Here is a 20454-nt window from a genome sequence, read left to right as displayed (position 1 = left end):
TCTCCCTTATAAGTATACTCGCTTTGAAGGATTGTTTTTTGAAAATATCAAGGACTCGTGTACGCTCTGTTTGTCCCTTATTTGTAAATCCAATTTTCCAAATCATTTGAGTATATACACATAACTAGTACATGATATTGTACATCAATATCATGTCAACAAAATGTTTGAAGAAAACAAGCATTGCTAGTACTTCTTCATGCAGTAGCTTTATCATTTTGTGTTATATTTCCTTTCTCAGAATATATTATAAACAATGTTGCAGGTATTATTATCAATGCTCCGTATAAAGTACTGTTTTCAGGGATTTCATTAAACACAAGATATCCAGCTGATGCTGAAATTATTAACTCTAAATATCTATAAGGGGCTGTAGCTGTGGCATCAACTAGAGAGAAAGCCTTTAATAAGAAAAATAAGATTAAACTACCCCCAGCTCCTAAGGTAAATAGCAAAATAAATTCTGAACTGGTAGGTGTTTGCCAATACATTATTGATGGTGGTATTGATACTAAAGATGTTACTAAAGCAGAATAAAATAGCATACTAATCATTGATTCTTTTACTACAAATTTCTTATTGATAATATCTAACATTGCAAAAATTATAGCAGCTAATACAAAAATTAATATCTGTGGATTAAAATCGCTAGCATGAGGTTTCAAGGTAATAACAATGCCAATAAAACCAAATAAAGTTGCTGCCCATCTTTGCCAAATAATATTCTCATTTAAGAAAAAAACTGCTAGAACTAGAGTAAATAAAGGTGTAGCAAGACTAATAACTGTAGCAGTAGTCACTGGGGCAATACTGAGACCATAAATCCAACACGTCATAGCAAAAAACAATAAAACCCCTCTTGCAATATGTATAAAAGGACGATTAGTTTTCAGAGTCTGTTTCCCATAATATAAAATAAAAGGGACAAGAATTAAAGCACTAAAGAAAAAGCGAAAACAAGTCACCTCAAAACTATGTAGCCTAAGTCCAAGATATTTTGCTGTTATGTCATTAGTTGTACTACTTATCAAGCTTAATATAAACCAACCAATACCAACAAAATAAGTGTTTAATTTATTATTCATTGTATAGACCTTAATTCGTTATTTTTTTATATTTTTTGTATTAGTGTTTTCTATATTTAGTGTTATAGTGTCACTAATGTTAAACAAATTTAAAAATCTTATTATCAATTTGATTTCCAAATAAGAAAGAATATATATAATACAGCAATATATTTAAAGCAAGAAAAGGTTTATAGTTATGATAAAAGTCACAAAAAAATTTGGAATATTGCTATTGGTAAGTTGTGTAAGTATCTCTAGCTTTGCTAATTCTGATTTAACTAATAATGACTATGATGCCGATTATTATGAAAATGAAGGTAATCTTGTGTTTAAAATAAGAGGGGGGGGGATAAAATCTAGTGCAAAGCAAAAAGGCTTTCCTAAGGCTACCGCCGCAAGCCCAGTATCGATTGGTAATTTTGTTGAAAATGGTTACGGTTTTGATGCTTCTACATCAATATTCTTTGCTAGTAATGTTGCTGCAGAGTTATCTTTAGGTTTTAATGTATTACGTCCTAAAAATAATAGTTTAAAGAATGTGGCTTATAATTATGGTGGTAATCCAGCAGATGTTGGTAAGAGAAAAGATCTTTATATGATACCCCTGACTGTTACGGGACAATATCATATAGCTCCCTTTGGTGCTATTAGACCTTATGTTGGCGTTGGTTATCATGGAGCTTATATGTTCAGTAAATCTAAAGGATGTACAGTCAAAAATGGTCACGGTGCTGTATTACAGATCGGGGTTGACTTATATGCTAAGGATGATACATTGATTAACTTAGATGTAAGGCAGTATTTTCTTAAGACCAAAGTTGATTATAAAAATAGTTTAGTAAAACAACCTATATCATCTAAAGTAAGGTTTAATCCGTTAATGATTGCAGTAGGTATTGGTTTTAGGTTTTAGGCTTGCCTGACCTAATTAAACGAGAAATTGAAATAGTCTAAGATGTCTATTGTTGACTTATTAGTTAGAAGAGACTATATCTTTTCTAGACATATCAATATTATATTATTAGTTTTTTACTATGAGTTCACAACAAAAATTACCTATACTGCCTAAAGCAACTGCTATTTGGTTGATTGATAATACTGCTTTAACGTTTAAGCAGATAGCTGATTTTTGTGGGGTTCATGAGCTTGAAATTAAAGGTATTGCTGATGGTGAAGTGTCTCAAGGTATTATGGGGTTAGATCCTATTGCTGGAGGACAATTAACTCAAGAAGAAATAATGCGTTGCACGAAAGATCCAAGTAGTAGTTTAAGACTTTTTGTGAGTAGTGCCTATGATTTGGTAAGTACAAAGAAAAAACAACAATCTAGATATACTCCTATTGCTAGACGTCAGGATAAACCAGACGCGATATATTGGTTACTTAAAAATTGTCCAAAAATTTTAGATAATCAAATTATAAAACTCGTTGGTACTACTAAGTCAACCATAGAAGCTATCCGTGATCGTAGTCACTGGAACATGAAAAACATTCGCCCACGTGATCCAGTTTTACTTGGAATTTGTAGTCAAGTAGAATTAGACAAGAGTATTGAGCAAGCACAGCTTTTATCTAAGCAAGAAAAAACTGTTAAAGAGTAAGTCGTCAGGGCAATTTAAAAGCCGCGATCGGTAGTTGCTATAGACATGCCTGCAAAGGCTATGAGATATTATAGATTCCCGCCTATGCGGGAATGACCTACTCATGATCCATGTAACAAATCCTCTATGCGGAAGTTGGGAGGATTTAAAATGGCATCTTTAGTCCAGGTGGCAAACCAATATTACCTAAAGCATCAGACATAGAGTTTTGTGAATCTTCATCGACCTTGCTTTTAGCATCGTTGAAAGCAGCAACAATTAAATCTTCCAATAATTCCTTCTCTGTTTCTTTAAGCAAAGAGGAATCAATAGAGACCTTTTGAACCTCTCCACGACCACTAACGGTAATATTTACTAACCCACCACCTGCTTTTCCAAAATATTCAGCATTTGCCATTTTTTCTTGCATTGCTTGCATTTTTTTTTGCATTGACTGAGCTTGTTTTAAAAATTGATTAAAATTTGTCATACTATGTACCTTTTAATTTTCTAACAAAATATCTGAAATTGTAACATTTGGAAAGTGTTGTGTTAAAATTTTCCAATCTTGACTTGATTTTACTTTATTTAGCAATTGTTCTTTAAGAGTGATTATTTTTAACTGTTTTGTAATGATAACATTCCAAGTTTTTCCTGACCAAGCAAATAATAAATTAGCAATTTGTTCTTTTATTTTTGTGTTGAGATCGCTTCCAGCAATTTCTATAGTTTGAAGAACAAAAGATTTTAACTCCACTTGGTTTAGTAATCTGTAATAAACTTCCATCTCATTATGCAAATGTAAAAACTCAAGAAAACCGGTAATTTGATAGTTCTTAGTTGATTGTTGTAATACCGGTTGTTCTAGTTGCTCCCCATCATTATATTCCACTAATTCTTCTAGCGATGGTAACATCTGGGAGTAAATAGATTTTATCACCAGCATTTCAGCTTCTATCAATTGATTATGTGAAGTTTTCATCTCTATAATTCCTTTACTATATATTTGCCAAATAATAGATAATTGAGGAAGAGTAATTTTTGTTAGAATATTTGTAACATTATCATTAAAAGATACATATATAGGATTTTGATAATTAGGTAATATCTTTATTTTACTAAGATAGGCAGTAAAATCAGCAACTAATGCTACAAAAGTTTCTAAATTTGCTGAAGACATATAGAGATTGTTTACTAAATCAATAGATTTAGCAGCATCTTTTTGAATAATATATTCAAAAAACTTAACTATACTAGCTGTATCCACCAAACCAAGTATTTGATAAACGATTTCAGGAGTGATCAAGTCTCCTGCTGCCAAGCTCGTTGCTTGGTCTAGTACTGAAACTGCATCTCTAGCTGAACCATCAGATCTAGATGCAATTATTCTAAGCGCCTCTATCTCAACGTTTAACTGTTCTTTTTTAGCGATGGACTGAAGCAATTGAAAAATCTCATCAAATGTTAGCCTCCTTAAATCATATCGCTGACATCTAGAAATTACGGTTAATGGAATTTTTTGTGGTTCAGTAGTAGCAAATATAAATATTACATGTGCTGGTGGTTCTTCAAGGATTTTAAGTAGAGCGTTGAATGCACCTTTAGATAGCATATGAACTTCATCAATTATGAAGATACTGTACCTAGCGATTAGCGGCTTATATTCACTACTTTCTATTATTTTACGGATATCATCAACACTTGTCTTGCTAGCAGCATCAATTTCAATTATATCGGGATGGTTATTTTTATTAAAACTGCTACAATTCTGACAACTCTCACAAGGTTTAATACTATCACCTTCAACTATCAGATTGGCACAATTAATAGTTTTAGCGATAATACGTGCTGAAGTAGTTTTGCCAACACCCCTAATACCAGTAAGAAGATAACCTTGAGATATACGATTTTTTAGAATAGTATAGCTTAAAATTTTTGTTAAAACTTCTTGTCCGTATAGCTCAGAGAAATTAGTAGGGCGATATTTTCTAGCAAAATTAATATATTGGTCAGTTGTTTTTGTCACTATGGTATATTCACAAAAATATGATCTACTCAAATGATTTCAAATCCAATTCTTGAAAACAGAAGAGTATGCTAGTAATGACCCACTAGAGACTATTTTGGCTGCTTCCTTTCGAACCTGACCACCTGAACAGCACCAATGCCCACTACTAGCACATGATAAAATAGTTCTTTTATCATCTAGAGGCAAGTTATTTAAGTAGCTAAATTGTATTTTTTTTCTATATCGTTTTTTGTCAGTCTACTTGGTGTTCCGAATATGTCTGGATTCTTAAGCTTAAATAAATCATCATCAAATTTTTGTACTTTTGCAATATGATTAAATATTATCGTAATAACATTTTCATCTTCAAGTATTTCTAGCTTTTTTATTTGTTTAGTTTTTTTATCAAAGGTAATCTGACTACGCCGCTCTGATAAAGTATGATAAATAGTAATTTTAAACATATTATCTTGATCTATTACTGACTCAATTTTGAAATATTTATCAAAATCTATACTATCTTCTAATAAAAAATTAAATACATTCTCCTCTGCCTTAATACGACTTACATGTTTCATATCATAATCATACACGGAAACATAATTAGTATTACCAATAACTACCAAAGGGAATGGTGGGTAATAATTACATCGAAACTTAGAAGGCTTATTTATTAATAACTTACCTTCAGCTTTATTCCCTGCTGAATCCTCTTGGCTAAAGTCCACAGCCATGGATTTTATTTCACGTAAATATATTTTAAGTTGATCAATAGCTTTGTTATCAAAAGGTCTATTCTCTAATATTAGAGCTCTAGCAGAATTCGCTTCTACTAGGGAATTTGTAGGAGGATCGGAACGCAGAATCGTAGCGTACTCTAGTGTACGTGAGGATTCGAGTCTAGTCCCAACGCCCAAATTACCAGTAGAAGTAGAGTTATGCAAGAACTCTACTTCAGCATAGGCTATGGTTAGAAACCAATAAATGGCAATAATACCTTTACAAAGCCAGCTCATCTTTTATACCTAATATGTGTTATATTTTGTTTTGCTGCTTTAAGTGTATTCTTTAGCAAATAAGCGACAGTCATTGGTCCAACACCACCTGGAACTGGGGTTATATATCTCACTTTATCAACAACATTGGTAAAATCAACGTCTCCTACCATCTTGTCGCTATTAGGAAGTTTACTAATACCAACGTCAATCACTATAGATTGAGGGTTAAAATATTCTTCTGTTAATGTCAAAGGGGATCCGGTAGCTGATATTACTATGTCAGCACGGGAAGTTATAGAACTTAAATTTTGAGTTCTTGAATGGCATATCGTCACAGTACAATCTTCTCTAAGTAATAAAGCTGATAATGGTTTACCTACAATATTAGAACGCCCTATAACTACAGCATTTTTTCCAGCTAAATTTTTCTCAACGTGTTTAAGTAATTCAATGCAACCAAGAGCCGTGCAAGGTATAAAGCCATTGCCTGAGTTACTATGTAGATAACCAACATTTATAGGATGGAAACCATCGACATCTTTGCTAGGATCGATGGCAGATAAGATTAAATTTTTATTGATATGTTCAGGTAGAGGAAGTTGTACGATAATTCCAGAAATATTTGAATCATTGTTGAGCATGCTGATTTCATGCAGCATATGGTCAATATCAATTTCACTGGGCAAATTTATTTGCAAAGCGTTCATACCAATTGCTCCTGCTGCTTTGATCTTATTTCTTACATATATACTACTAGCTGGGTTATCACCCACTAGTATAATAGCAAGAGTTGGTACTAACTTGTGTTGCTCCTTGATTAAATTAATCTCTGCCCTTAACTTAGATAATATTTGTTCTGCAACATATTTACCATTGATTATATTACTACGTTCATTCACTATTTATGCACTCCTTTGGTAGTTGAATATTCGAAGTGTAAGGCCTTACCCTCAAATACCCTGCCATAGGCGTGATGTAAGCTGCTAGCTGCTTCGGCAAAACCAGTAAGAATTAATTTTAATTTTGCCGGATAACTAGCAATATCGCCAATTGCATAAATGCCTGAAATATTTGTTTCAAAATATGAAGGTTCTACAATTATATGATTAGTTTTGAGATTTAATCCCCAATTTTTTATCGGACCAAGTTCTTGGCTAAGTCCAAAAAATGGCAATAATATATTTGCTGGTAAGGTGCGAATATTCCCTTCAAAATCCTTTACTCCGATTGCTTCTAGGATACCATCTTTTCCTACTAAATGGTCTAGTTGATAATTAATTACCAACTCAATTTTGCCATTATCTGCTAATTCTTTCAGTTGTCTTATAGTTTCAGGAGCTGCCCGAAATCTCTCACGCCTATGCACTAAATATATTTTTTTAGCAATTTCAGATAGTGATATTGCCCAGTCTACAGCCGAATCGCCTCCACCAGCTATTACAATTTCTTTGTTGGCAAAACTATTGCGGTTATTGATAAAATAAAATACTGATTTTCCCTCAAATGCTTCTATATTAGGTAATGGAGGTCTATTAGGTCCAAAAGAACCGCATCCAGCAGCTATAATAATAACTTTAGCAGTAATTATGGTGTCTTTAGAAGTGGTAATTTGGAATTGCCCCTCTTCTTTTTCCAACTGCACTACTTGCTGATTTAGATGATAGACCGGATTAAACGGTTGTGCTTGCAATGCCAATTGTGCTATCAACTCTTCTGCCATAATTTTAGGATATGCTGGTATGTCATATATAGGTTTCTCTGGGTAAAGTTGGCTACATTGCCCTCCTATTATCTCCTGCGAGTCAACAACATGGCAACGCATACCAAGCATCCCAGCTTGGAAAATAGCAAATAGACCAACTGGACCTGCACCAATTATTATAATATCAGTGTTGTGCATAAAATAAAATTTTTATAAATAAAAAAATAGTCAAACTCTTAACGATACCGGGATTTTATGTTAGAATGGATAAATAATCAACTAATCAGTTTAAATTAATTTTGTATCATGATAAATTTTTATTTAGTTATCAATATTTTGTTTATTGGTTTAATGATCTATTTATTACTTAAAAATGTAAATATTTTTGTCAAACTCTTAGTGCTAAATAGTTTAACTAGTATAATAACCTTATTCATTTGTTTTCTTGGGTCATTTAAAATGAATAATTGTTATTTAGATATTGCTATAATTTATTTTCTCTTAAGTTTTATAGCAAGTGGAGCATATTTAAAGTATTTTATCAATCAATCTAATAATGTGATGTGATGGAAAAACAAATAATAATATTGGGTTGTGGTTTCAGTGGTATGCTTACGGCATTATCGTTTGCGAAAGAGGATATTAAGACTACCATCCTTGAGTATCAATCGATAAATTCTGATAATTTTTGTACTGATATCAGAACGACCGCCTTAACCCCTGCTTCTATGCAGTTTCTAAGAGGCCTTAATGTATGGTTTGAGATTGAGAAGATAGCTAGCAAAATGTTGGACGTCTATGTTGTTGATAATAAAGCACCAGAGATGCTATGTATGTCAAATATTAAGGGAAATGATGCATTAGGTTATATAGTAAAAAATAGTGAATTTAAAAAAATATTACTAGCAAATGTTAGAAAAAACCCTTTGATTAAGGTAATTGATCAGTGTGATTATAAAAAAGTTGATAGTAAACCTGAACATTCAACCATATATCTAGATGACAATAAGACTATGAATAGTGACTTATTGATTGTTTGTGATGGACATAATTCTAAAGTTCGTCAATATTATTTTTTTAATAAAATAGAGAAAACCTATAACCAAATCGCCTTAACGTTTGATATTAAGCATGAGAAAGATCACGAAAATTGTGCTATTGAACATTTTATGCCATCTGGTCCTTTTGCCATTTTACCTCTCAGAGACCAAAAGGCCTCATCTATAATATGGACTACTAGGCAAGAGCAGGCTGCATTATTGATGAGCTTACCAAAGAAAGAATTTGAGTATTTAGTAAGTAAAAATTGTGGGAATTCTTTAGGGTCTATTGCTTTAGATAGTACTATTAGCTCTTTTCCTTTAAAGGCTCGTATAGCTAGTAAATATTTTTATAATAAAATAGCAGTTGTGGCAGATAGTGCCCATACAATTCATCCTCTAGCTGGTCAGGCTTTGAATCAAGGAATAAAGGATATTGAAACTTTAACTCAATTAGTGGCTAGTAGTGGTATAAGTACAGGAATGCTAGAACGATATCAAAAATTAAGACAAAATGATAATTTTCATATGTATATGATTACTGAAAGCTTAAATAGTATTTTCTCAAACCATTCAAAACCCTTGTGGTATCTAAGACGTTTGGGGCTTAAAGCTATTGATAATATACAGCCTATTAAGAATTTGTTAGTAGAGTATGCCATGGGTCAAAGGTTTAATCTAAAAAATTAGAAGGTTATGCAAAAAAAATCAAAATAGCAGTTGACAGCATAATAGATTTTGCATATGATTACCCCTACGAAAAGACGATTGCTCGTTTAACTCGCAAGCTGTTTTTAAAAGTAAATAATCAGATATAGGTAGTGACAGCAAAATGTACTTATCACTAAAAGTGATAAATTAAACCTGTCAATTTTTTGAATAAAAAGTAGACAGAATCAAACTTGAGAGTTTGATCCTGGCTCAGAACGAACGCTTTCGGTATGCTTAACACATGCAAGTTGAACGGGTTAATTTAGGGCTTGCTCTGAATTAGTTAGTAGCAAACGGGTGAGTAACACGTGGGAATCTGCCCATCAGTACGGAATAACACTTAGAAATAAATGCTAATACCGTATATTCTCTTCGGAGGAAAGATTTATCGCTGATGGATGAGCCCGTGTCAGATTAGGTAGTTGGTAGGGTAATGGCCTACCAAGCCAACGATCTGTAGCTGGTCTGAGAGGATGATCAGCCACACTGGGACTGAGACACGGCCCAGACTCCTACGGGAGGCAGCAGTGGGGAATATTGGACAATGGGCGAAAGCCTGATCCAGCAATACCGAGTGGGTGACGAAGGCCTTAGGGTTGTAAAGCCCTTTTCAGCAGGGAAGATAATGACGGTACCTGACCAAGAAAGCCCCGGCTAACTCCGTGCCAGCAGCCGCGGTAAGACGGAGGGGGCTAGCGTTGTTCGGAATTACTGGGCGTAAAGAGTGCGTAGGCGGTTTAGTAAGTTGGAAGTGAAAGCCCGAGGCTTAACCTCGGAACTGCTTTCAAAACTACTAATCTAGAGTGTAGTAGGGGATGATGGAATTCCTAGTGTAGAGGTGAAATTCTTAGATATTAGGAGGAACACCGGTGGCGAAGGCGGTCATCTAGGCTACAACTGACGCTGATGCACGAAAGCGTGGGGAGCAAACAGGATTAGATACCCTGGTAGTCCACGCCGTAAACGATGAGTGCTAGATATCGGGAGAATTTCTTTCGGTTTCGTAGCTAACGCATTAAGCACTCCGCCTGGGGAGTACGGTCGCAAGATTAAAACTCAAAGGAATTGACGGGGGCTCGCACAAGCGGTGGAGCATGCGGTTTAATTCGATGTTACGCGAAAAACCTTACCAACCCTTGACATGGTGGTCGCGGGAAGCAGAGATGCATCCCTTCAGTTCGGCTGGACCACACACAGGTGTTGCATGGCTGTCGTCAGCTCGTGTCGTGAGATGTTGGGTTAAGTCCCGCAACGAGCGCAACCCTCATTCTTATTTGCCAGCGGGTAATGCCGGGAACTATAAGGAAACTGCCGGTGATAAGCCGGAGGAAGGTGGGGACGATGTCAAGTCATCATGGCCCTTATGGGTTGGGCTACACGCGTGCTACAATGGTATCCACAGAGGGAAGCAAGACGGTGACGTGGAGCAAATCCCTAAAAGATATCTCAGTTCGGATTGCTCTCTGCAACTCGAGAGCATGAAGTTGGAATCGCTAGTAATCGCGGATCAGCATGCCGCGGTGAATACGTTCTCGGGCCTTGTACACACTGCCCGTCACGCCATGGGAGTTGGTTTTACCTGAAGGTGGTGAGCTAACGTAAGAGGGGCAGCCAACCACGGTAAAATTAGCGACTGGGGTGAAGTCGTAACAAGGTAGCCGTAGGGGAACCTGCGGCTGGATTACCTCCTTTAAAGACTTAACATAGCAAATATTACTTTTGTAATATTTGCCTAAGTTCGACTTTCGCTGTCACTACCTTTAACTGATTGTTTATGAAGCTTTTAAAAACAGCTCTTTCTTTAAGTATTTTTTTATATTCACCAAGCCTAGCAAAATAAATATTTCCCAATATATATACTTGATGAATTTTAAGAGTTGGTTAGTTAGGCGTACGGGTGACGAGCGAACGAAACGTAGTCAAACCATTATTCCTACGTGACTTATCTTCGAGATAGATAGGATCAAAATTGTGCCATAAAACGAGGTTAGTATGCGGTGTATGGGATAGAAAATTAAATTTTCTTTACTGACTACATTTTATCATTTTGCAAATTTTGTCATTTGGGGCATTGTTAGATCAAATAAATTGAATAAATGTTGCTGAAGAGACGTTAATTTTGATAATCTTGCTACTTTACAACCTTTGATAGTGTAATATAAAAAACATTTTTTCCCAACTCTCTTAATGCTTCCTCAATGGTCACATTATATTTACCATCCTTAGTTACTCCACAACCCTGTTTCAACTTATTTTTCATATAGTGCCATATTTTTAATGCCAACATACAGACAAATACATGTCCCTTTGTTCTATTAGACTTCTTTTAGGTTTGAAGCAGCTGCCCACCTGAAGTATCGATATAAGAATTATTAATTCTTATATCGAACTGGGGGTAATCTATTAATTATTCTTCACCATTTGCTCCTTATTAATGGCAATATAAAATACTAACATCATACTAATTGAAATGATCATTATGAATAATGGTAATTGTACCAATGTTCCGTCATGCATATGTCCTATTAACACTGTAAAACCTGCAGCAATTACATAATACATAAAACCAAAGAGTGAGGCAGCAGTGCCAGCAAATTGACCATAATTTTCCAAAGCCTGACCGAAACAGTTAGGAGTTACCATCGTACTACCAATATTAACCATACTCATCCATAATAAAGTTTGTAATACCGATACTGTTACATCATCTTTATTAATTAGACTAAAATAACTAGATAAAAAGAATAACATAGCTCCTAAGCACATAAGCTTAATGCCTGCAAAAATAATATAGTCAGAGGTTCTCTGCATTTGGTGCATCTTTTTAGATATAAGCCCACCTAAAATTAAGGGAATACACGGAAATAATGCTATCATACCAAATGATGAAGTGGTAATATTTAGTCCTGAGATAAAATAAAAAGGTGCTTCAGCAAAATAGCCAAATGAAATGCCATTTACTGCTCCAACTAAAAATACAAAACCGAGAAATCTTAGATCTCTGATCATTTTATTAAAACATTCTTTATATAATCCAATAGCTAAGCGTTTAACCATTAGATTTTGGTTAGTTTCTGGAAGTTTAGCTGATATTAACACCATAATGAATATTGCTATTACGATTAGTACAAGAAATACGGCTGACCAATGATAAAATTTTATTACAAAACTACCTATAACTGGACCTATAGCAGGAGCAAAGGCCATAGCAATAGTTATAGTTGAGAATACCCTACCACGATCTTTTGGTGGTATTGCCTCTCTAGCTATGGCTGTCCCTAATACTGAACCAACACTAGCACCAAAAGCTTGCATAAATCTTGCAGCCAGTAACATATTTATATTATCTGCTAAATAACAAATGCAGCGATAAGGCGTAAACTAAAAATCCCGCAAGTAGACAAGGCTTACGTCCGTAATAATCAGATAAGTTACCCCATATTAACACGCCAACAGCAAAACCAAACAAATAAATAGTAAGTGTGTATTCAGATAAGTTAGCACTAATTGCCAAATCCTTGGCTAAGTTAGGAAGTGAGGGAGTGAGGGAGTATAAATGGTTTCACTTAATATAGGTATTGCAATAATTAATATAATAATGTATAATGGTATAATGAGGGTGTTTTTAATTCTATCTGGCTTCATAACCACGGCGACCTGATGAACAATTAGTTAAATTTTATTAAGGCATTATTTGCAGGAGCATTGCCTTGACGTATGCTGCTCGCATCTTCATTAAATACCACATCGAGTACCCAATGCATAGATTCAATTCCCCAATGAGATCTTATGCTTTTTAACATCGCTTCAGCGGATACGGATACTGACGTAATTAACATTACGTTGTCATTGCGAGAAAAGACTATAGGTCAACGAAACAATCCAATATAATATAATCATTTTTATGGGTTGTTTCGTCGCCACTAAAGTGACTCCTCACTAATCGACGTCTTTAACTATGGATAAATGTTATAACTGCTCCACATCGTTAGGAGTAGAGGTTTCTTGTTGTTCAGAACTTTCAAGAAGGTCAATAGTATCTTGCTTATTGTTCCTTGAGTAATCTTGTGCTTCAGATTCTGACCTTGCAACAATTACCGTTATATTTGTACTAAGCTCAGCGTGCAACCTAACCTCTACCACGAATACACCTGTTGATTTTATCGGGTTCTCAAGAATTATACTTAAATGTGATATTAAGTGCAAAGAAGCCTTAGACAAACTTTCAGCAATTTCTTTATTATTCACTGAACCAAACAACCGACCATCATCAGCAGACTGCTTAATAAATATTAATTCCTTACCACTTATAACATTATTAATATCTTCTGCCTCAGATCTTATTTTTAGCTCTTTCATTTCAAGATCATGTTTTTGGGCTTCTATGAACTGTTTATTAGGTTCTGTTGCCCTAATTGCTAATTTTTTGGGGATAAGATAATTACGAGCAAACCCCTTTTTTACCTTAAGAATCTCTGCAATCTTTCCAAGTTTTCTTACAGGTTTAATCAAAATAACTTCCATCTTATTCCTCTGCTCAAATTTGAAATACAAAAGGCAACAACGCTAGGATTCTAGCAATTTTTATAGCATTCTTCAGTTTTCTTTGCTTTTTGGCACATACATTGGTAATCCTACTAGGCAACATTCTACCACCTTCTGATACAAATTTTATTAACAAATCAGGGTTCTTGTAATCAATTACTGGAGCATTTGGAATAGAAAGAGGACATCCCTTACGTTTTCTAAAAAACACTCTTTTATTACTTCTATCAACCATTCTAGTCATTGACTGAGAGTCAACAGCATCATTCTCAAACATTTTAATCTTTTCCAATTTTATTACTATTTAGTCTTTATTAATTGTTACATCAACTGTTTCTTCATGATCTGAACCTTTACTTCTTAGAATCGGCGAAGGTTCAGCACTTATTGAATCAACATTGATATTAACAAACCTAATAATATTTTCACTTAGCTTCATTTTCCTTTCCAGTTCATTTATTACCGAAAAATCAGTTTTAAGCCCCATAAAAACATAATGTCCTTTTTTATTATTACCAATCTTATAGGCTAAACTTCTTAAACCCCAATATTCAGTTTTAATAACTTCACCGTTACTATCTTTAACAATTTTAGTAAAGTCATCGGTAATTTTATCTACATCAGCAGACGAAATATCTTGGCGTATGATAAAAACTGATTCGTAAAAAGCCATATATAAGAATCTCCAGCTATAAAATAAAGCCATTTATAACAATAAAAAACATTTAATTCAAGTGTTATCTTTATTATAGAGCATAATTAATAAATCACTAATACCTTTTGATTGCAAAAATATAACCGTTTTACACGGATTGTAAATAAATAATTAAATTAGTAGACTTATATTAATAAATTTAGTAGAAATTTATTAATTAATTCGATAATATTGCACTTTAAAAAGTCAAATTAATATCATTACAATAAATTCACAATATATGTAACATTAGACTCTTGCATAACTGAACTATGCTCTTTTTACTTTAAAAAATTGACTCAGCAAAAACTTTGAGGATTTGCGTACTTCACATTACTTACATGTATGTCTAGCATGCTTATACCTTGTTTTATGCTCCAATCCCTCAATCATTTGGGTATACAGAGAAGAATTTAGTCATGCCTAAAGTCTTCATTTAATTAGTATTTAAAATGTTTGATAAATTACCACCTAGAGTTCTTATTATAGAATCAACTAAAAGCATTAACGTTTCTTTATCTAATGTCATAGAGAGAGCATGGTTTAATCTTGTTAAGGCTAACACAATAGAAAAAGCTATAGCTTCCTCTATTGCAAATCACCCTGACATAATTATTGTTGATTCGATGGTACAAGATAAAGTTGCTACAGAAATAGCAACTAAACTAAGAGAAATTAATGGTTTAGAGAAAGTACCAATAATTTTTTTGCTACATTCCGGAGAATCACCGTCTAATTATACTTTAGAAGATAATAACTTTGTTGTTTCTCTTACTAAACCATTCACTTCAGATCAGCTAATGATTTCAATAAGATCATTACTCCGACGATCTAATTTAATTCTACAAGATAAAGTTATAAAATATAAGGAAGTAAGTATGGATCTTACTACCTATAAAGTAACTAATAACGGCAGGATAATTCGTTTAGGACCAACAGAATTTAAGATTTTACAACTTTTTATCAAAGCACCTAAAGTAATATTTTCCCGTCAAGATATTGTAGACAAAGTGTGGGGCAGAGATACAGCTATTGATCTACGTACTATTGATGTACATATAAATAGAATAAGAACATCTCTAAAAAATAAAGAATCTGAGGTATTTATAAAAACGATCCGTGCTATAGGATATTGCCTTGATTTGCCAAATTCTTAGAATTAAAGTAAAAAATTATCTATTTAACCTGAATTCGATATAAGAATTAATAATTCTTATATCGAATCAGGTTAATTTAGAATTTCCCAGTTGAACCAAATCCACCAGAACCTCTAGAGGTTTCATCTAACGAATTAACCTCATCCCATAATATCTGCTCATATCTAGCAATAACCATTTGAGCAATTTTCATGCCACGCTCAATTACAAAATCTTCTTTAGGATGATGATTAATTAAAATTACCTTTATCTCACCACGATAATCAGCATCAATTGTACCAGGTGAATTCAGCACGGTAACACCATGTTTTAGTGCTAAACCTGATCTTGGTCTGATTTGAGCTTCTAAATGACTAGGTAATGCTATACAAATTCCCGTGGGTACTAACTGTACTTCTTGTGGTTTTATAGTGACTGGTTTAATATTTGCTGCCACTAGATCCATACCAGCACTATGCTCAGTAGCATAACTGGGCAAAAGATCTACAGAATGTTCTAATTTCTTAATTTTAATGTTCATAAATATAATATTTTTTTTGGTATGATATTGATTGGAACTGCCTTAAAAATCCATCAACGGTTAGTAATTATACAACCTTGCTGATTGTCAGATAGTTTCTTACAAATCGCTTTAGCTTGGCTTATACTTTGGTAATTACCTACTAATACTAAATAGAAAAAACTTCCTGTACTAGATTGTATCTTCTTAATATTTACTACCGTATTATTAAGAATTTTTGCATATTTTTTTTTGATTCTTTCTCCTTCTTGGTTAGCTTCTGATTCAGATTTTACCGAGGCTAGTTGAATTTTATAACCACCTTGATTCGACTTATTTAACTGTGTTTCATCAATTTTGCGATGTGATTCAGTAACTTTTATGACATTTAAACCAGCTTTATTATTAGATGGTTGAACTATTGGAACAAATTTTTGCTCTATTAAATTCTCTTTTTGCACCAAGTCATTTCTTACTATATTAGGTAAAATTGTTTCTGTTCCTTCTTCATCTTTACTTAGTTTGTGTTTTTCATACTTAGCTTGATCAGTTTCTACTATACTAAATAAAATCGTGTCTATCGAGTCAAGTTCTTCATCACTTTCTGCTAGTTTTTGTTTAGCAATATTTAATGGCTTTTCCGGTTCAGGTTGTAATATTATAGGTTTGTTGGTCTTTTTTTGTTGTAAACTCTCATAAATTATATTATTTGCATTTGGTATTACTATCCCACCACTATCTTGTGGTTTAATTTTTGTAGGTGATGGATCAGGGTAAATTATTACTACTTGACCACTATTTCGGCTGTAATTAGTATAAACTAAATATGTAATACCACTAATTATTGAGAGAATAATTAATAAGAGTAAAGTGCGGTTAGTCATCAACTTACAAATTACAATACTTCATTACATTTTATTCATAGGTGTTACCCCTATAACATCAAAACCAACTTTTATAATCTTTTGAATAGATTTTGCTAAAGCAAGGCGAGCGGTGGTTAACTCTATATTATCTTCAATTAGAAACCGATAATCGTTATTTTCCTTGCCAAAATTCCATAAAGCATGGAATTTTGAAGCTAAATTAATCAGATAAAAAGCTACTCTGTGGGGTTCAAAATATTTTGCCGAAATCTCTAAAACTTTTGACCATGAAGCAAGAAGTTTAATTATTTCTATTTCCTCTTCGCTGGAAAGTAACGACAAGTCATACTCATTCTCTAAGAATTTACCATATGCTTTTGGCATGGATTCTTTAGATTTTTCCAGTATAGATATTGTCCTAACATGAGCATATTGTACGTAAAATACAGGATTATCTTTTGATTGTTCTTTTACCTTTACTAGGTCGAAGTCAAGAGCAATATCATTTTTACGGGTTAGCATTATAAATCTTATTATATCTTTACCTACCTCATTTGTTACATCTCGCACACTAGTAAAATTACCGCTACGTTTTGACATTTTTATAGCGATACCATTTTCAACAAAATTTACTAACTGGCAAATCTTAACATCAACTTTAACTTTTTCTCCACCAAGAGCTTTAACTATTGCCTCAATTCTTTTTACGTAGCCACAATGATCTGCACCTAGAATATAAACTAGATGATCAAAACCACGATCTATTTTATTCTTAGCATAAGCTAAATCAGAGGCGAAATATGACCAACTACCGTCAGATTTTTCTATTGGTCTATCTTGATTATCACCAAAAGCCGTAGATTTAAACAATTTCTGAGTTCTTGAATCCCAAGATTCATCTATTTTACCTTTAGGAGGGGACAACTGCCCCTCATATATTAGTCCCATTTTAGTAAGCATTTGTACAACTTCATCAATCTTACCACTATCATGCAGTGACTTTTCTGAGAAGAATACCTCGTGTTCAATATCTAGCTCCTTTAAATCCTGCTTAATTATAGCTAACATTTCTTCTACTGCAAAATCCTTAACGAGTTCATGACGTTGCCTATCGGTCATTGTTAATAATTTATCACCAAATTTTTCCACCAACTTTTGTCCAATATCTACCAAATATTCTCCAGGATAAAGCCCTTCTGGTATTACGATCTTTTCTTTTGTTAATGCTTGTTTATAGCGTAAAATAACTGAACTAGCTAAATCATCTACTTGAGAACCGGCATCATTAAGGTAATATTCTTTGGTAACAATATAGCCAGTACTATCTAGAACTTTGGCTAAAGCATCACCATAAACAGCACCTCTAGCATGACCAATATGCATAGGACCAGTTGGATTTGCAGATACATATTCAATATTAACCTTTTGATTATTACCAAAATTAATCTTAAAAAAATCCTCCTTATCCAGCAATATATCATTGATAGAGTTATGCCACATATCAGCTTTGATAGTAAAGTTAATAAATCCTGGACCAGCAACTTCTATAGACGCGATATATGGAAGAGGCGTTAATAGTTCTTTAAATCTAATAGCTAGTTCCTTAGGTTTAATATTTTGTTTTGCAGCGATAATCATAGCTATATTACTTGAAAGATCACCATTGAGATTATCTTTAGGAATTTCTATAGCCGCCAATTTTAACACATCTTCATTATCGCATATTTGTCTAGCTGCACTAATGATATCTTCACGTAATTTATTAAATATATTCATAAATCAAATATTATTAAAATTGAAGGAATAAAGATCTTGATATTCTTGAATAGCGAAGCGGTCAGTCATGCCAGCTATATAATCTGCTACTATATCAGCTTTGGATTTTACATCCCCTGGTATAATTAATTCCTTCCAACTAAATGGTAATAAATCAATATTATCCATATATACCCTAAATAACCCTTGTATAATATTTTGACACTTTAAAGTTATAGAAGTCAGTTTATTATGTTTATATACTTTATTATACAAGAATTGTCTAATTGCCGTTATATGTTCTTTTGTCTCGTCAGTAAAATCAACAATCTGATAATCAAGATGTCGTATATCAGCTGTTGTAGTTATTTTCTGTTTTTGTAAGTTATCATTTGTTTGTAGCAATAGATCGGTAATTAAATCACTCATCAATTTACGTACGATTTCATAAATAAGACGAGAAGTTGTTATATCCTTAAACTTGGACTTAATTTCAAAAGCATATTGATCAATAAATTTAATTTCTGCTAGATGATTAAAATCAATAATCTTAGCACCAACACTATCTTCCAAATCATGAGAAATATAACTAATATCATCAGCTAATGAAGCAATTTGAGCTTCAGCTGAGGAATAGTGAGATAAATCAAGATCATGTTGTAAATCATACTCTACTATATATTTAGGTATGTTATTTATTAAAGGACCATTATGTTTAACAATTCCTTCTAGCACTTCCCATGTCAAATTTAATCCATTATAAGCCGCATATCTTTTCTCTACTTTAGTAAGAATCTTTAATGAATGAGCATTATGGGAAAATCCACCATAATCTTCCATACATTTATTTAGTGCGATCTCCCCTGCATGACCAAAAGGAGTATGCCCAAGATCATGAGCAAGAGCTACAGTTTCAGCTAAATCACTTGATAAATTAAGGGTTTTAGCAATAGAACGTGCAACCGTAGAAACTTCAATCGAATGAGTAAGGCGATTTCGATAATGATCCCCTTCATGATTAATAAAAACCTGGGTTTTATATTGTAAACGTCTGAAAGCCTTTGAATGAATTATACGATCCCGATCTCGTTCAAATTCATTTCTATAAGATGTAGGATATTCATTAAACAATCTCCCCCTACTCTTGGCTGGATCTACTGCATATGAAGCAAGCATATATTAACTCCTATTTAACCGTACTATTACCCACATTTTTCAGAAGCTATCGACATTTGAAGTTACCGACGTCATCCTAAAACAAGTTTAGGATAATGTCCCACGAATCCAAAGATGTGGATAATAGCAAGCCTATTTAACACCAGTATAGAATTACCTAGCAAGCTTTTCAAGGTTTTTAAATGAAACTCTTGCAAAATTAGGTTTTTAGGATTATTCTAATGGTCTTTATAATATAAGAACATGTCAATAAAAGTTACTGATAATGCTTTTAAAAGAGTAGATGAGCTAATAAAATTAGAAAGTAATCCAAGTTTGGTTCTTAGAGTAGTTGTTGATGGTGGAGGCTGTTCTGGATTTGTTTATAATTATGCTCTAGTTTCAAGCAATGACATAACAAAAGATGACTGTATTATAGAAAAAGATAATATTAAAGTAGTTATCGATGAAATATCTCAGCAGCTTATGGTTGATTGTATAATAGATTTTATCGAAGAATTAGGTAGTTCCTATTTTGAAATTAGAAACCCCCTTGCAAAAAACAAGTGTGGGTGTGGTAATTCATTCTCTGTATAACTGTATATACTCAATTAACCTGAAGAGTTGGCAAAATGATTAAAAGTTATAGTCATAGACTGTAAAAAGTAAGTCCTTCT

At 33.3% G+C, this 20454-nt stretch carries 22 protein-coding genes, 1 rRNA gene, 1 other RNA gene and 1 pseudogene; 7 read left to right on the top strand and 18 right to left on the bottom strand.

Features of this window, described 5'->3' with window-relative positions; translation table 11 throughout:
- Nucleotides 1–197: 197 nt before the first annotated feature.
- Nucleotides 198–1085, bottom strand: coding sequence for a DMT family transporter (locus AAGD26_RS06660; RefSeq protein WP_341751594.1), 888 nt, complete (start codon nt 1083–1085; stop codon nt 198–200).
- Between the two features lie 178 nt (nt 1086–1263).
- On the opposite strand from AAGD26_RS06660, the gene AAGD26_RS06655 reads away from it, so the two are divergent.
- The gene (locus tag AAGD26_RS06655) at nt 1264–1980 is read left to right on the top strand and encodes an OmpW family outer membrane protein (RefSeq protein ID WP_341751593.1); all 717 of its coding nucleotides are present in this window, start codon (nt 1264–1266) and stop codon (nt 1978–1980) included.
- Between the two features lie 121 nt (nt 1981–2101).
- Nucleotides 2102–2668: a cell cycle transcriptional regulator TrcR gene (locus AAGD26_RS06650; protein WP_341751592.1), complete on the top strand. Its 567-nt coding sequence runs from the start codon at nt 2102–2104 to the stop codon at nt 2666–2668.
- Nucleotides 2669–2813: 145 nt separating this feature from the next.
- Here the strand turns inward: AAGD26_RS06650 and AAGD26_RS06645 are convergent, their stop codons facing one another.
- The 6 genes from AAGD26_RS06645 to AAGD26_RS06615 all read right to left on the bottom strand — a co-directional run bounded on the left by AAGD26_RS06645 (nt 2814) and on the right by AAGD26_RS06615 (nt 7553).
- Nucleotides 2814–3137, bottom strand: coding sequence for a YbaB/EbfC family nucleoid-associated protein (locus AAGD26_RS06645; RefSeq protein ID WP_341751591.1), 324 nt, complete (start codon nt 3135–3137; stop codon nt 2814–2816).
- Between the two features lie 12 nt (nt 3138–3149).
- Complete coding sequence (gene dnaX, locus AAGD26_RS06640) at nt 3150–4676, bottom strand: DNA polymerase III subunit gamma/tau (RefSeq protein WP_341752340.1); 1527 nt, start codon at nt 4674–4676, stop codon at nt 3150–3152.
- A 59-nt stretch (nt 4677–4735) separates the two neighbouring features.
- An RNA gene (gene ffs / locus AAGD26_RS06635) (signal recognition particle sRNA small type) lies at nt 4736–4831 on the bottom strand.
- Nucleotides 4832–4867: 36 nt separating this feature from the next.
- The gene (locus AAGD26_RS06630) at nt 4868–5671 is read right to left on the bottom strand and encodes an outer-membrane lipoprotein carrier protein LolA (protein WP_410520614.1); all 804 of its coding nucleotides are present in this window, start codon (nt 5669–5671) and stop codon (nt 4868–4870) included.
- A complete protein-coding gene (locus AAGD26_RS06620; RefSeq protein WP_341751590.1) occupies nt 5668–6552 on the bottom strand; it encodes a bifunctional 5,10-methylenetetrahydrofolate dehydrogenase/5,10-methenyltetrahydrofolate cyclohydrolase in 885 nt (294 codons plus the stop codon). The genes AAGD26_RS06630 and AAGD26_RS06620 overlap by 4 nt, the downstream gene beginning before the upstream one ends.
- A complete protein-coding gene (locus AAGD26_RS06615; RefSeq protein WP_341751589.1) occupies nt 6552–7553 on the bottom strand; it encodes an NAD(P)/FAD-dependent oxidoreductase in 1002 nt (333 codons plus the stop codon). Before AAGD26_RS06615 ends, AAGD26_RS06620 begins: the two co-directional genes overlap by 1 nt.
- Before the next feature lie 108 nt (nt 7554–7661).
- Between AAGD26_RS06615 and AAGD26_RS06610 the strand changes: the two genes are divergently transcribed.
- The 3 genes from AAGD26_RS06610 to AAGD26_RS06600 all read left to right on the top strand — a co-directional run bounded on the left by AAGD26_RS06610 (nt 7662) and on the right by AAGD26_RS06600 (nt 10798).
- Nucleotides 7662–7922, top strand: a complete 261-nt coding sequence (locus AAGD26_RS06610; RefSeq protein ID WP_341748154.1) for a monovalent cation/H+ antiporter complex subunit F — start codon at nt 7662–7664, stop codon at nt 7920–7922.
- Entirely contained in the window at nt 7922–9085 is a 1164-nt protein-coding gene (locus AAGD26_RS06605) for an FAD-dependent monooxygenase (protein WP_341751588.1), read from the top strand. The genes AAGD26_RS06610 and AAGD26_RS06605 overlap by 1 nt, the downstream gene beginning before the upstream one ends.
- 208 nt (nt 9086–9293) lie before the next feature.
- Nucleotides 9294–10798, top strand: a 16S ribosomal RNA gene (locus tag AAGD26_RS06600).
- A 439-nt stretch (nt 10799–11237) separates the two neighbouring features.
- Here the strand turns inward: AAGD26_RS06600 and AAGD26_RS06595 are convergent.
- From AAGD26_RS06595 to rpsF, 7 genes and pseudogenes are all read right to left on the bottom strand, one after another.
- On the bottom strand, nt 11238–11366 hold the full coding sequence (locus tag AAGD26_RS06595) for a hypothetical protein (RefSeq protein ID WP_341751587.1): 129 nt from the start codon (nt 11364–11366) through the stop codon (nt 11238–11240).
- 143 nt (nt 11367–11509) lie between these two features.
- Nucleotides 11510–12442 (bottom strand): MFS transporter, encoded by a 933-nt coding sequence (locus tag AAGD26_RS06590; protein WP_341751586.1) that lies wholly within the window; start codon nt 12440–12442, stop codon nt 11510–11512.
- 7 nt (nt 12443–12449) lie between these two features.
- Nucleotides 12450–12620: an MFS transporter gene (locus AAGD26_RS07310; protein WP_410520613.1), complete on the bottom strand. Its 171-nt coding sequence runs from the start codon at nt 12618–12620 to the stop codon at nt 12450–12452.
- 163 nt (nt 12621–12783) lie between these two features.
- Nucleotides 12784–12900, bottom strand: a pseudogene (locus AAGD26_RS07305) (ISAs1 family transposase); the annotation flags it as partial.
- A gap of 175 nt (nt 12901–13075) precedes the next feature.
- Nucleotides 13076–13630 (bottom strand): 50S ribosomal protein L9, encoded by a 555-nt coding sequence (rplI, locus tag AAGD26_RS06585; RefSeq protein WP_341751585.1) that lies wholly within the window; start codon nt 13628–13630, stop codon nt 13076–13078.
- A gap of 13 nt (nt 13631–13643) precedes the next feature.
- On the bottom strand, nt 13644–13928 hold the full coding sequence (gene rpsR, locus AAGD26_RS06580; RefSeq protein WP_341748426.1) for a 30S ribosomal protein S18: 285 nt from the start codon (nt 13926–13928) through the stop codon (nt 13644–13646).
- Nucleotides 13929–13955: 27 nt separating this feature from the next.
- Nucleotides 13956–14324, bottom strand: a complete 369-nt coding sequence (rpsF, locus tag AAGD26_RS06575; protein ID WP_341751584.1) for a 30S ribosomal protein S6 — start codon at nt 14322–14324, stop codon at nt 13956–13958.
- A gap of 473 nt (nt 14325–14797) precedes the next feature.
- On the opposite strand from rpsF, the gene AAGD26_RS06570 reads away from it, so the two are divergent.
- Nucleotides 14798–15502, top strand: a complete 705-nt coding sequence (locus tag AAGD26_RS06570) for a winged helix-turn-helix domain-containing protein (RefSeq protein ID WP_341751583.1) — start codon at nt 14798–14800, stop codon at nt 15500–15502.
- Nucleotides 15503–15578: 76 nt separating this feature from the next.
- Here AAGD26_RS06570 and dut read toward each other — a convergent pair whose 3' ends face one another.
- From dut to AAGD26_RS06550, 4 genes are read right to left on the bottom strand one after another with little or no spacing between them, the layout of a single operon-like run.
- Nucleotides 15579–16022 carry a dUTP diphosphatase gene (gene dut, locus AAGD26_RS06565; protein WP_341751582.1) on the bottom strand — a complete coding sequence of 148 codons (444 nt, stop codon included), beginning with the start codon at nt 16020–16022 and terminating at the stop codon, nt 15579–15581.
- A 53-nt stretch (nt 16023–16075) separates the two neighbouring features.
- On the bottom strand, nt 16076–16885 hold the full coding sequence (locus tag AAGD26_RS06560; protein ID WP_341751581.1) for an SPOR domain-containing protein: 810 nt from the start codon (nt 16883–16885) through the stop codon (nt 16076–16078).
- A gap of 24 nt (nt 16886–16909) precedes the next feature.
- Nucleotides 16910–18643 (bottom strand): arginine--tRNA ligase, encoded by a 1734-nt coding sequence (argS, locus tag AAGD26_RS06555; RefSeq protein WP_341751580.1) that lies wholly within the window; start codon nt 18641–18643, stop codon nt 16910–16912.
- Between the two features lie 3 nt (nt 18644–18646).
- The gene (locus AAGD26_RS06550) at nt 18647–19798 is read right to left on the bottom strand and encodes a deoxyguanosinetriphosphate triphosphohydrolase (protein WP_341751579.1); all 1152 of its coding nucleotides are present in this window, start codon (nt 19796–19798) and stop codon (nt 18647–18649) included.
- 243 nt (nt 19799–20041) lie between these two features.
- Between AAGD26_RS06550 and AAGD26_RS06545 the strand changes: the two genes are divergently transcribed.
- Complete coding sequence (locus tag AAGD26_RS06545; protein ID WP_341751578.1) at nt 20042–20374, top strand: HesB/IscA family protein; 333 nt, start codon at nt 20042–20044, stop codon at nt 20372–20374.
- The last annotated feature ends 80 nt before the right edge of the window (nt 20375–20454 follow it).

This window comes from Candidatus Tisiphia endosymbiont of Piscicola geometra, assembly GCF_964026415.1.
GTDB lineage: Bacteria > Pseudomonadota > Alphaproteobacteria > Rickettsiales > Rickettsiaceae > Tisiphia.
Note: the sequence above shows the minus strand (reverse complement) of the source record. Positions and strands in the feature narration are given on the sequence as shown.